At 61.1% G+C, this 12,766-nt stretch carries 12 protein-coding genes; 5 read left to right on the top strand and 7 right to left on the bottom strand.

Going from position 1 to position 12,766, the window contains the following annotated elements:
• Positions 1-102: 102 nt before the first annotated feature.
• On the bottom strand, positions 103-762 hold the full coding sequence (locus RXV86_RS15860; RefSeq protein WP_316301231.1) for a hypothetical protein: 660 nt from the start codon (positions 760-762) through the stop codon (positions 103-105).
• A gap of 168 nt (positions 763-930) precedes the next feature.
• Here RXV86_RS15860 and RXV86_RS15855 point away from each other — a divergent pair, with 168 nt between their 5' ends.
• A complete protein-coding gene (locus tag RXV86_RS15855; RefSeq protein WP_316301230.1) occupies positions 931-2,157 on the top strand; it encodes a PLP-dependent aminotransferase family protein in 1,227 nt (408 codons plus the stop codon).
• A 101-nt stretch (positions 2,158-2,258) separates the two neighbouring features.
• Here RXV86_RS15855 and RXV86_RS15850 read toward each other — a convergent pair whose 3' ends face one another.
• From RXV86_RS15850 to RXV86_RS15835, 4 genes are all read right to left on the bottom strand, one after another.
• Positions 2,259-3,653, bottom strand: a complete 1,395-nt coding sequence (locus RXV86_RS15850) for a sulfotransferase (RefSeq protein ID WP_316301229.1) — start codon at positions 3,651-3,653, stop codon at positions 2,259-2,261.
• Complete coding sequence (locus RXV86_RS15845) at positions 3,650-3,862, bottom strand: hypothetical protein (protein ID WP_316301228.1); 213 nt, start codon at positions 3,860-3,862, stop codon at positions 3,650-3,652. Before RXV86_RS15845 ends, RXV86_RS15850 begins: the two co-directional genes overlap by 4 nt.
• The gene (locus RXV86_RS15840) at positions 3,847-5,262 is read right to left on the bottom strand and encodes an arylsulfotransferase family protein (RefSeq protein WP_316301227.1); all 1,416 of its coding nucleotides are present in this window, start codon (positions 5,260-5,262) and stop codon (positions 3,847-3,849) included. The genes RXV86_RS15845 and RXV86_RS15840 overlap by 16 nt, the downstream gene beginning before the upstream one ends.
• A 191-nt stretch (positions 5,263-5,453) precedes the next feature.
• The gene (locus RXV86_RS15835; RefSeq protein ID WP_316301226.1) at positions 5,454-6,725 is read right to left on the bottom strand and encodes an FAD-dependent oxidoreductase; all 1,272 of its coding nucleotides are present in this window, start codon (positions 6,723-6,725) and stop codon (positions 5,454-5,456) included.
• A 239-nt stretch (positions 6,726-6,964) separates the two neighbouring features.
• Between RXV86_RS15835 and RXV86_RS15830 the strand changes: the two genes are divergently transcribed.
• From RXV86_RS15830 to RXV86_RS15820, 3 genes are all read left to right on the top strand, one after another.
• Positions 6,965-7,312, top strand: a complete 348-nt coding sequence (locus tag RXV86_RS15830; protein ID WP_316301225.1) for an antibiotic biosynthesis monooxygenase — start codon at positions 6,965-6,967, stop codon at positions 7,310-7,312.
• Between the two features lie 234 nt (positions 7,313-7,546).
• Positions 7,547-9,115 carry a 2-isopropylmalate synthase gene (locus RXV86_RS15825; protein WP_316301224.1) on the top strand — a complete coding sequence of 523 codons (1,569 nt, stop codon included), beginning with the start codon at positions 7,547-7,549 and terminating at the stop codon, positions 9,113-9,115.
• Between the two features lie 42 nt (positions 9,116-9,157).
• Positions 9,158-9,928 (top strand): hypothetical protein, encoded by a 771-nt coding sequence (locus RXV86_RS15820; protein WP_316301223.1) that lies wholly within the window; start codon positions 9,158-9,160, stop codon positions 9,926-9,928.
• A 99-nt stretch (positions 9,929-10,027) separates the two neighbouring features.
• Here the strand turns inward: RXV86_RS15820 and RXV86_RS15815 are convergent, their stop codons facing one another.
• The gene (locus RXV86_RS15815; protein ID WP_316301222.1) at positions 10,028-10,618 is read right to left on the bottom strand and encodes a DUF3624 family protein; all 591 of its coding nucleotides are present in this window, start codon (positions 10,616-10,618) and stop codon (positions 10,028-10,030) included.
• A gap of 400 nt (positions 10,619-11,018) precedes the next feature.
• Here RXV86_RS15815 and RXV86_RS15810 point away from each other — a divergent pair, with 400 nt between their 5' ends.
• Positions 11,019-12,065 carry a rod shape-determining protein gene (locus RXV86_RS15810; protein ID WP_316301221.1) on the top strand — a complete coding sequence of 349 codons (1,047 nt, stop codon included), beginning with the start codon at positions 11,019-11,021 and terminating at the stop codon, positions 12,063-12,065.
• Positions 12,066-12,142: 77 nt separating this feature from the next.
• On the opposite strand, the gene RXV86_RS15805 is transcribed toward RXV86_RS15810, so the two are convergent.
• Positions 12,143-12,766 (bottom strand): transmembrane anchor protein, encoded by a 624-nt coding sequence (locus RXV86_RS15805; RefSeq protein WP_316301220.1) that lies wholly within the window; start codon positions 12,764-12,766, stop codon positions 12,143-12,145.

Genomic DNA, 12,766 nt, shown 5'->3' with positions numbered 1-12,766 from the left:
AATAACAACAACAAAAACCACTCTCACGGAGCAAACCCACCTTGGGCGCCCCCTCCCGGGCGCCCTTTTTCTTTCGTTGCCCGCAACGATGGGTTAACGCCCTCAAAGAAATATCATACCGACGTGGATACTGATCACGCGCATATCCGTGCGCCGAAAAACAATCGTCAAATCCATACTTTTGGCCGGGATCCACATGCCGTAATCAACGGTCCAAGCGGCTCGTCGGTTGACCGGGTATCGCCGCCCGATTATCGAATCCCGACCTCGCCAACTGCCGCGATACACGGCCACCTCGTCGGCCTCCATTCCCGAACTGTTGAATCCCAGCCAGTTCCGGGCCGACCGCTCACTGACCCCTGCGAACCCGACGGCCCTCAACCAAGGCACCACTCGCGACAGGTCGCCCAATTCGTTCCCCACCCTCTGAAGGCAGGTTTCCAATTCTCTGGGGGTGTCAAATTTCCGCGTATCCAGTCGCGCCAACGAGACAGTTTTATCCCCCTCATCGCGCGACAGGCAACTCAGCGCATTGGGAAAGCGCTCGGTCAGGTCCTCCATCAAGGGTCCGTCCCGGTATTTCATGCTGGGATGATCGGCAGTCAACGGCAGCCCACGGTAATATGCAACGCCGGGGTTCTTGTCCAAAATGTGAACGGACACCTCGAATCCGTCTGGTCTGCGCGGCCTGTCATAAACGTCCCAGGCCGCAGCCCCGGCGCTCGCCATCGACAGGACCACAAAACTGGTTGTCAACAGCATCACGCGCTCCACAGCAGATCGTCAGGCCCCACCCGCCTCTACCAACGTAGGATCGCCCGGCATCCGAACCAACGTTCCGCGTGGTAAGGATTTCCGCACCCCAGACTTTCAATTGCGCCCCGGCCCCCACCTTGTATCGTGGCTGCAAACCACAACCGGACCAAACCCATGCCCTTTACCTACGACAACCTGCTCTCCGACAAGGCCGCCGCCAAACACGCCGCTCCGTTCAAAGGCTTGCCACCCTACCACTTCGTCGGCGGCAACATCGACGAACCCACCGTCCCTGCCGAAGCTCTCGCCGATGCCATGGCAAAAGTGCTGCGAGAAGAGGGCCACGCTATGGGCAAGTACGGCATGGACTCGGGCCCGCAGGGCTATCTCCCCCTGCGCGAGGAAATCTGCAACATCGTCAAACGCCGCTGCGAGATGTCCGTTACCCCGGACGAGGTGCTGGTCACCTCCGGCTCGCTTCAGGCCATGGACCTCGTGAACTGGGCGCTCTGCAACCCCGGCGACGTCGTGCTTCTGGAAGAGGGCAACTATGCCGGCGCCATCGGCAAGCTGCGCACCATGGATGTCACCCCCCACGCCATTGCACTTGATGAAAGCGGCATGCGGATGGACGCGCTGGAGCAGGCACTCGCCCATTACGCAGCCCATGGAATCCGACCCAAGTTCATCTACACGATCCCGACGGTCCAGAACCCCACCGGCAGCATCATGCCCACCGAACGCCGCCTTGAAATGTTGGCCCTGTCGGCCAAGTATGACGTGCCGATTTTCGAAGATGATTGTTACGCCGACCTCGTCTTCTCGGGAGAACGCCCCCCCGCCATCCACGCGCTCGATACCGAAAACCGCGTGATCTACTGCGCGACCTTCTCGAAAACCATCGCCCCCGCCCTGCGCGTCGGCTATCTGATCGCGCCATGGCCGCTGATGGGCCATATCCTGCCCCTGAAAACCGACGCGGGCAGCGGCGCTCTGGAACAGATGGTGCTGGCCAACTACCTGCCCGACCATTTCGACCAACATGTCGACAGTCTGCTTCCAATGCTCAAGGAAAAGGCCGGCACGCTCTGCGCTGCGCTGGACGAACATTTCGGCGCCGCCGCCGAATACGAGAGGCCGCTTGGCGGTATCTACCTCTGGGTCACATTACCGGAAGAGGTCAACACCGACCGCCTGTTTACCCCCGCCCTGGCCCAGGGGGTCGAGATCAATCCCGGCTCCGAATGGACCATTGACGGCCCTGCCAATACCCGCCGCATGCGGCTTTGCTTCGGCCACCCATCGGTTGAGACCATCCGTGAAGGCGTCGCAAAACTGGCCGATATCTGCCACGCAGAATTTGGTGTCCCCCTGCGCAGCGGCAACAAACCACGCGATTGACCCGTTGCTTCCACTTGTGCAACGTCCGCAGAGAATTGGGGGCTACCCCAGTTTCCTGGATGTGAAGAAATACTAATGCATCAATCCATGACGCAAAAAAGTTAACCACGCATCCGCAATCGATCATAAATCGAATAGGCACGTGTCTCGCGCGCGGTCAAACCGTCGCGCGCCGCAATCGGCGTTGCCCGGAACGGCACGTCGCCCACCTGCAGGCCCAACCGCACCGCCAGGCGCGGCCACGTATCGGCATCGTTGCACAGGTCCTCATAGCATACGAACTGCACCCGTTCTGGTGCCGTCTCCAACAGCCAATCGTAAACCGCACACCATTCGTCCAGCCAATAATCCCGCGCCGCGGGATCCCCGGCTGGCCTGTCCCCCACTGCAAACCACCGGTGGTCCGAGCCGAACTCGTGATGCGCCAGCCAGCCCATGTAGTCGCGCGCGAAAGGATCCTCGGCGTGCACCGCCGTAAACCTGTCATGCTGTGCCATAAGCGATTGCGCCTGTGCCAGTGGATCGCGGAACGGCACCAGCAGGTGCGCCTTGGGAAACGCCTCGGCCAGCGCGCCCAACCGCAGGATATTGTTGTTGTTTTTCGCCAGATAGCGGCTTGCTTTGCGCGACTTCAGGATCGCCGCAACATAGCGACGGTACTTTTCCAACAGCCTTTCACCCGGCGCATGCGGCAGCAAACGGTCCGCCTTGATATAGCTTTCGCCATCGAACACGCGCCAGAACGGTTCTTCCAGGCTCTCGACACTGTCCAGGTCAACCATAACCCCGTCACCGTGCGCCCGTTCCCCGGTCTCGACACCGCTTTTGCGGTTGATCTTGCTCCACAGGCCCGGCGCAAGGACAAACGGCATGTCCCGATAGGTCAGCGACCCAAAGGTGCCACCGTCATGCAGCGCCCGGGTCAGAACGGTGGTCCCCGCCCGCGCCAGCCCGGCGACAAACACGTGTTCGCCGTCGCGCGCATCCACCGCCTTCGGGCGTGTGATCACCTGGTCCAGCGCAAACCCCATTTCGGCCACGGCGCCGTTGCCCAGCGCCAACCGGTGCATCATCTGCTCGGCCGGAGAATAGACCGACACCGGTTCGGGACGTGCGTCAGCCAACATCCCGTTCACCCAAAGCCACAGCGTCGCAGCCACCAATGTGACCGCAAGCCCCTGCCACCCAAGGGAAAACGCGACGAATCCTGGTACGGCGCTGGCAATAAGCAACCCGGCTCCAACGGCCAAAAAAGCCAAAAGGGCCAGCAGCGCGGTAAACCCCGCCACGCCCTTCAAGGTGCGCCACGCATAGAGCTTCATGGCGCGCTCTTTCCAATGGTCCGATATACCGCGGGCTCGCATCACCGCGACCGAACGCAGGCTCGGGCCCGCGATTGCCCCCGCCGCCCGCGCCAGCGGCAGCCGCAAGGCCACCTGCACCAGCACAAGCGTCAGCGCCGTCAGCGCCGCCGCCGAGGCAATATCGAAACTCATTGCGCCTCTGCGTCCGCCGCTTTGCGGCGCTGCGCGATCCGTCGCTTGATCGGGAACCAGATGAAGGCCACCATCACCATGAAGAACACGGCGACCAGTCCAAGAAGCGACGCCACCGCGCCCAGCCCCATGCCTGGCCCGATATAGGCCTGCGCCATCGCCGGGATCAGTGCAAATATCGCGGTTACGGGAATTAGCTGCCTGTGCATGTTGTATCTCCTGCTTTCACGGCGCCCTCGGGCAGCCATTGGTACTCGTTCAGGCCGAAACTCCGGTCGTCCGAACCCGGCATCAGGTTGACAAACTCCAGCACCGGCGCGCCGCCGGTGCCCATCTCGAACGCCCGGCCCTGCTGCGGGCTGACAACGGCAAGGTCGCCACGCCCGGTCCGCATGTGCTTGCCGCGCACGCGGGTATAAAAATCGCCGTCATCATAAGTAGTGCTAATGCCATGGGAACTCACATCGATCTTCAGGATGCGACTCTGCCCCGCGCCCATGCCATTATCGAACACCGAAATGCTGCCGTCCGGCTGCCAATCCGGATCGTGCTGCCGCAGGAAACCTCCGGTCTGATGCCATTTGACCTTCAGGGTGTCAGGGTCGATGACCAAAACGGTGTTGATGTTACGGGCCGACACCAGAAGATCGCCAACCTCGAACTGCGGAAATGCCCCGGCCAGATGCGGCGGCAGCGGATCGGCATCGTTGAAGTGCATCGGATCCGGCCGCCAACGTCCAACAACGCCCGCAGCATTGCTTTGTGCCTCTTCTTCGTCGACCCGGCCCAACTCGAACACGCCCAGCCCGGGATTGGCCGCTATCAGCTCTTCCAGCCCGAACTCCTGCAATACCTCGCCGGTGGCCGCATCCAGTTTTACGAAACCGGTGTTGTGCGGCGTTGCCGGATCTCCGGACAAGTGCTGCGTAGCAAAGCCGTCGTCGCGCAATGTCCAATAAGCCATACCGCCATCCACCGGCATCACCGAATGATGGTACTTGCCTTCGGCAATCCAGATCGGGCGATTGCACATATCGCGTTTCTGCACGGCGGAGCCGAAATCCAGGTTGAACACGATCGCGCCGCTCTCCGGCTCCATGGTCAGACCGTGCAGCACCCGCCGCGACGCCAGCGACTTGTCCTGCGCCTGCACATCGTCTTCGTCCAGAACCCACAGCCGCTGCACCGTCAGGTTGGGATCAAGGAGCGCCACCGCACTCTCGGCCCGGCCCTCGATCTGCATCGCACCGCCCAGCAACCGCCAACCGCGGTCGGCGCGGGCCAGGTCGCCGCGCACCATAAGCCCGGACAGCTGCGAACCATCCACCATGGTCACCGGGCGAAATCCGGTCATGTCCATCTCGGGGCGCGGCACCGCCAGATGCCGGATCGCCTCTTCCCCCGTGATATTGTCGAGCGCCTCTTCCCAGGCCTTCTGCACCCGGCTCGGCAGGAACGCCATGTTCAACGCCAGCCGCCCGGATGCACCAAAGGCTCCGGGTTCTACCAGCGCCGATAGCGCAACCCAGGAAAACAGCGTCAAACCGGCAACCGCCGCCATGGCGATCCCGACCCACAAGGTCAAACGGTCTCTCAACTCGCTGTTCATGCGTTGCCCCGCGCGCAATTGCTGCCTTTTCGGAAACACTCTGTTCGAAAAACCGGGCCAAAATGTGGCCGGATTTTTTCAGGGCTTGGGCATTTTTCGCCCAATCAGCAGGGACACAGCAAAACGGACGCCCCACTCGGGAAGCCCATCTCGTTGGGTGGGCAATCTGCCCACCACGCACAAACCCAAACTCAGCCTTCCAGCTTGTTGACCTTCATCATCTTCATGATGGTCTTTTCATACCACGGCTCGGAAACGCCCTTCTTCACCTTGCGGATGAAATACCACTCAAACGCCAGTTTGGCCCAGTGCACCCACTTGCCCTGACCGGACCAGTTGACGTTGCGCGGCGGGATCTGCGGCATCGCTAAAAACGCCGCCCCACGGTCGCCGAAATCGGCCAGGCACAGCGCGTTCCAGGTTGGTTTCTCGTTCGGCTCTCCCCCGGCAAGGATACGCGGGATGTTATGCGCCGTCGCGGTGACCATCGATTCAATCATGAACCCGGTCTTCGGCACGCCCGTCGGCACCGGAGTCGCCACCGGCGGGGCAATAGCGATACAGACGCCGATGCCAAAAATATTGGGGTATTTCGGGTTGCGCTGATATTCGTCGGTGATGACAAAGCCGCGCGGATTGACCAGGCCCTCGATCCCCATCAGCGCGGGAATACCGCGGAACGCCGGCAGGAACATCTTGTATTTCGCCGGTATCTCGTGCTTGGCCTTCTCTTCGCCATCCTCGGTGAACTCGGTGATATGCACCGCGTCCTCGGTGAACTTGTCGGTCTTGGCGTTGATCACCCAGTTGATGTCGCGGTCCCGCAGGATCGATTCCAGCATTCCCTTGGTATCGCCCACGCCGCCCAGGCCCAGGTGGCCGACATAAGGCTCTGATGAGACAAAGGTCATCGGCACCTTGTGGCGGATCTTGCGACGACGCAGATCGGTCTCGATCGTCATCAGGTATTCGTAGGCCGGACCAAAGCAGCTCGCCCCCTGCACCGCGCCAATCACGATCGGGCCGGGATCGGCGCAGAAATCCTCCCAGTTGTCGCCCGAGATTTCCGCGTGCTCGACATGGCACACCGACGAGGTATGGGCATCGGGTCCAAACCCTTCGATCTCGTCAAAGGCGAGGTCAGGCCCGGTCGCAATCACCAGATAATCATAGTCGACCGTGCGCCCGCTCTCCAGCGTCAGTTGGTTGGCCTCTGGGTCCAACCCGACACAGCCATCGCAGATAAAGCCGATGCCGCGGCGCTTCATCACCGGGTCCAGGTCAACGATGATATCGTCTTTCTTGCGCCAGCCCACGCCAGCCCAGGGGTTCGACGGGGTGAACTGGAAATAGGGCTTGTTCGAAATCAGCGTGACCGTGTCGTTTTTCGACAGCGATTCCTTTAGCTCATAAGCTTGGATAGTACCTCCAAGCCCCCCGCCAAGAACAACGATATGTGCCATGGAATCCTCCTTCATGCAGCGGTTGCCCGCTGCAAGTGCAAATTGATATAAAAACAAAGCCTTGCCCTATACAAAAACAAAGCCTTGCCCTACATGCGCGGCGCTTGCGCCAAGGATACGCCCCAATTGCACACAATGGTATGCGACATATTGCTATCTGTGAATATATTCGCCCGGCCATTGCCTGTTTCGCGCCTGCGTGCATCATCACGCCAACTGCAACCCACCGGGAAACCACAATGAACGACCGCTTCGCCAAAACCCCGTCACCGCATTACTATGCAGTGATCTTCTCCAACCAGCTCAGCGACGATGACACCGGCTATGCCGAGATGGGCGCGCGGATGTTCGAGCTTGCGATGGAGCATCCCGGCTGCCTGGGCGCCGAGACCACCCGCGACAAATCGGGGTTCGGCATCACCGTGTCTTACTGGGACGATGAGGCCAGCATTGCCGACTGGAAGGCTAACGCCAAACATCTCGCCGCCCAGGCGATGGGGATCGAACGCTGGTACGCGCATTACGAACTGCGCGTCGCCCGGATCGAGCGGGCCTATAGCGGCCCAAAAGGGCGCAGCGCCGGCTGACCCGCCGCATCCCGCATATTTTTTCCTTTATCTTCCCGGCCCATCGCCTATAACCTGCTGCCATGATGACCCAGCGACATATCCCTTTCGCCACACCGCGCACCCCGCGTGCCGCTGGCCCGTCGCTGCTTCTAATCCTTAGCCGCCTCTGAGCGTGCCTCTTTCGGCGCGGGCGCTCAGAGGATGCATAGCTTTTGCGCCAAAGGCTTAAGGATAAGAGAAAAGAGACCCAAAATGACTGACAAGATTTCCCAAGACCGCGTCTTGATTTTCGACACGACCCTGCGCGACGGCGAACAATCCCCCGGCGCCACCATGACCCACGAGGAAAAGCTGGAAATCGCCGAGATGCTCGACGACATGGGCGTCGACATCATCGAGGCGGGCTTTCCCATCGCGTCTGAGGGCGATTTCCGCGCCGTCAGCGAGATTGCCCAACGCTCGAAGAATTCGGTGATCTGTGGCCTGGCCCGCGCCAATGCCAAGGATATCGACCGCTGCTTCGAGGCCGTGCGCAATGCCGAGCGCCCGCGCATTCACACCTTCATCGGCACCTCACCGCTGCACCGTCAGATCCCCAACCTGACGATGGATGAGATGGCCGACCTGATCGATGAAACCGTGACCCACGCGCGCAACCTCTGTGAAAATGTGCAATGGTCGCCGATGGATGCCACCCGTACTGAATGGGACTACCTCTGCCGGGTGATCGAGATCGCGATCAAGGCCGGCGCCAGCACAATCAACATCCCCGACACCGTGGGATATACCGCGCCGGTGGAATCTGCCGACTTGATCAAACGCCTGATCGACACCGTGCCCGGCGCGGACGAGGTGATTTTCGCCACCCACTGTCACAATGATCTGGGCATGGCCACGGCCAATTCACTGGCCGCTGTGGCCGGCGGCGCACGTCAGATCGAATGCACCATCAACGGGCTGGGTGAACGCGCCGGCAACACCGCCCTGGAAGAGGTGGTCATGGCGATGAAGACCCGCCATGACATCATGCCATGGCATACCGGCATCGACACCACCAAGATCATGGCAATCTCACGCCGTGTCGCCACGGTCTCGGGCTTTGCTGTGCAGTTCAACAAGGCCATCGTTGGCAAGAACGCCTTTGCCCACGAAAGCGGTATTCACCAGGACGGCATGCTGAAGAACCCCGAGAACTTCGAGATCATGCGCCCCGAGGATATCGGCCTCTCCGGCACCTCGCTGCCGCTGGGCAAACACTCGGGCCGCGCCGCGCTGCGTGACAAGCTGGAGCATCTGGGATTCGATATCGGCGACAACCAGTTGAAGGACCTGTTCGTCCGGTTCAAGGATCTGGCCGATCGCAAGAAAGAGGTGTTCGACGACGATATCGTCGCGCTGATGCGGGTGGGTGAAAGCGAAGAGAACGATGCGCTCAAGCTGGTGACGCTGCGCGTCGTCTGCGGCACCGGCGGCCCTGCGGATGCGACCCTTGTCATGTCGATCAACGGGGACGAGAAAACCGCCATCGAAAAGGGCGACGGCCCGGTCGATGCGGCCTTCCGCGCGATCCGCAAATTACATCCCAACACGGCACATCTGGAACTTTACCAGGTCCACGCCGTGACCGAGGGCACCGACGCCCAGGCCACCGTGTCCGTCCGGCTCGAGGAAGGCGGCAACATCGCCACCGGCCAATCTGCTGATACCGATACGGTCGTGGCCTCGGCCAAGGCCTATATCCATGCGCTCAACCGCCTGCTGGTGCGCCGTGACAAGCTCGGACAGGACGAGAAAGAGATCAGTTACCGCGACATGACCTGATAGTGCCCCGGCGGGGTTCAAAACCCCGCCGGCTCCCTTAGCATGCGAAAAGCCGCTCCTCCCCCGATAGAGATCGCCGAAGCGCCGTTTGACACCCCGCTGCTCGACCACTGGCGCGGCGTCTTTGACCACGTTTTCTTTGCCTTCAACCCGCTGTTTCGTGTCCCGGTTCCCCCCGGTCAATCGCTCAAAACAACCAGTGACGACGACGGCACCCTCTGGGTCTCGACAGACCATGAGGCAAACGCCTATGACGCGTTCGACTTCTTCACCTGGGAAAAGCAACAATCTGAAACCCTGCGCTGGTCCGATCTTCACAGCCACGTCGCCCCCGACGCGCCATTCAAGGACTTCGCCATCGCCCTTTGGCTGATCTCCGTCCTTGGTTTTCAGGACGCATACCGCACCCTGCAACAGCGCATCTTGGATTATACCGAACGCAACGCCTGGTTCCTGCCTGACGAAAACCAGATGCCCATGGTGATGGAATCCGCGATCGGCGCGTTTCTCTCGGCGCTCGGTCTGGACCAGGTCACCGCCTATAACGAGTTCCGCTGGGACAAAGCCCCGCTCGCCGTCCGGGCGCTCGCAAAGGATCGCCCCTTCAACCGGCTACAAAACCCCGAATGGAAAGGCTGGATAGGCGCCCTCCACGCCCCTGATCCCGGCGTGCTGATCTACTGGTCTTTCGATGATATCACCACCTGCATTGCCATGACCGACAAGGCCCATGCCATGGCCAAACCGGAAGATTTCTTCGAAGGCCTGCGTGCCACACCGGCCATGTGTGCGAACTTTTTACGCCAGCTCTGAGCCCAACCCACCCCTTCCTTTTGCCAGAAATATCCCGGGGGTGTGGGGGCTGGCCCCCACCGAACACCTCGCCACCCGCCAGATCAATTCGGCGCGGGCTCAACCGCAATAGTTGCAGTTCGAATAGCTGTTACAGTCAAACCCCGTGCCGTCGTAGCAGATACAGTCACAGTGGTTCAGATACGGGTAACCCGGCGGGCAGCACGTCTGGCCGACATTATTGCAGAAATGCGTGATGCAATCGTAATACCCGGCGCCGAACGTGGCGGCGCAATCGCCACAGGCGGCCTGTGCCCTTTGTGTCAGGCCCAGCGTCGCCCCCCCGGCCACCGCCGCATATCTCAACGCCAGCCCGATGATCTGCCGCCGCGACATTGTCTTCACGACCGTTTCGGCCACGGGCAGCGCGGCATGCGCGCCGATCCTGACCGTCTCGCCTCTTGATGTCCGGATCACCTGCCGGGTCTGACGCGCCGCAAATGTAGCAACATGCGCGACCACCAGAACCGTCAGCCCAAGGCTCAGAACCAGCAAACCCGCGTGAACGACCGAACCCAGCCCCAACGCCATCGCCAGCCCCAATGCGCCCCAACCCGACACAGCCGAAAGAAACGCCAACCGCATGCATTTCGCACATCTCCCGAACTTGCGATCCCAGAATTTCTGAAAACGAGCAACATAACCCCCCATAGGCATCCCCCCTTGTCTCCATGGATGTGTGTGCACGGCAAATCGAATTGAACTCCGGAAAATCCAGCCAACCATAGCATTTTTCCCTTATTTTTCAAAATTCTACCAATACGGTACGTCACCTACCGCACCACACTTCGCCGCCCGCCTGACGATAGAACCCCGTCAAACCCGCGCCCGCGCCCTAAGATTGCGCTAGCATCCGGGGGAACGGCCCGGCGCACCACGCCCGGATGTCGGTTGCCGCACACCCTCAATTGGCAGAAACTGCGGCAGTTTCACGCCGACCCGCCCGCTTTTGCCCCCTTTCGCTATGCCGCCCACCTGCCTATATAGAGGCCGCTGACCGGGCACACCCCGAGTCGCCCAATTCACGCTCGGCCATGGGGATTCCGAATACATGTCGATTTTCGATAAACTTCCCGGATTGTTTTCGGCCGACATGGCAATCGACCTCGGCACGGCCAACACGCTGGTCTATGTCAAGGGCAAGGGCGTCATCCTCAGCGAACCTTCGGTGGTCGCCTATCACGTCAAGGACGGTGTGAAAAAAGTGCTGGCCGTGGGTGAGGACGCCAAGCTGATGCTGGGCCGGACCCCGGGCAGTATCGAGGCCATCCGCCCGATGCGCGAAGGCGTGATCGCCGACTTCGACACCGCCGAAGAGATGATCAAGCACTTCATCCGCAAGGTCCACAAACGCTCGACCTTCTATAAGCCAAAGGTCATCGTCTGTGTGCCCCATGGCGCAACACCGGTCGAAAAACGCGCCATTCGCAGCTCGGTCCTGGCCGCCGGTGCCCGCCGCGCCGGCCTGATTGCAGAACCCATCGCCGCCGCCATCGGCGCCGGCATGCCCATCACCGATCCCACCGGCAACATGGTTGTCGACATCGGCGGCGGCACCACCGAGGTGGCCGTCCTGTCGCTGGGCGATATCGTCTATGCCCGCTCGGTCCGGGTCGGGGGCGACCGGATGGACGAAGCCATCATCTCCTACCTGCGCCGCCAACAGAACCTTCTGGTCGGCGAAAGCACCGCCGAACGGATCAAGACTTCGATCGGCACCGCCCGCATGCCCGACGATGGCCGTGGCCAGTCGATGCAGATCCGCGGCCGTGACCTTCTGACCGGCGTGCCCAAGGAAACCGAGGTTTCCCAGGCGCAGGTGGCCGAGGCCCTCTCCGAACCGGTGCAGCAGATCTGCGAAGCGGTGATGACCGCGCTCGAAACCACCCCGCCCGACCTCGCCGCCGACATTGTCGACCGTGGCGTCATGCTCACCGGTGGCGGCGCGCTCTTGGGTGACCTCGATCTGGCGCTGCGCGAAAGCACCGGACTGGCCGTCTCCATCGCCGATGAATCCCTCAACTGTGTGGCGCTCGGCACCGGCAAGGCGCTCGAATTCGAGAAACAGCTCAAGCACGCGATCGATTACGAGAGTTGAGATCTAAGCGCGATCCTATTCCAACAACATGACAACGACAGCCATTCGCGACGATGCCGCGAATGGCTGTCTTCTTTTTAGCTCGCGTCCTTGAACTCCGCGTATTCACCGCGCACCTGAACCGTCACGGTCACGTTCACCTTGTCACGGTTGCGCCAGAACCACCCATGTTCACCGTCGAACCCGGCAAGGATTTCGCCCTCCGACCCGGTGGACCCGCGCCCTTTTTCATAGGTCACCGACTGCCCCGAGCCATGTCCGTGCAGGTCGAAATTCACCCGCCCGCCGTCAACGATCATGCGGTATTGGGCGACCCGCCCCTCGGTCATCACCAGCTTCCATTCGGCGGATGCCCCCGGCTCAAGGGTAAAAGTGACTTCATCACGCCAGGCTTCAGCCTCCTGCGCATGCGCCGACCCGACGAACACGCCCAGAATGTCGCCCAGCAAGCTGGATTGCTTGTCATCGGCGGTTTCCATCTGTCGGTCCGCCTCGGCCTCGGCGGCCAGTTCAGACTTGATTTCCCCCATCTCGGCAAGGCCCAGCGCGCGACCGATGCCCGTGGCGTCGATCCCGTATTCCGCTGGCAGAACAACGGTCACGAGGATCACCACCGCCGACACGGCCGCAATGATTGTGGATTTCAGAAGCTGCGCCGATGTGGGCAGTTCCTCAAGCGAAGGTTTTTTGGAATTGAACAT

The organism is Aliisedimentitalea sp. MJ-SS2 (assembly GCF_032586155.1).
GTDB lineage: Bacteria > Pseudomonadota > Alphaproteobacteria > Rhodobacterales > Rhodobacteraceae > JAWHTC01.
The sequence above is the reverse complement of the archived record's forward strand: the minus strand, read 5'-3'. Positions and strand labels throughout refer to the sequence as shown.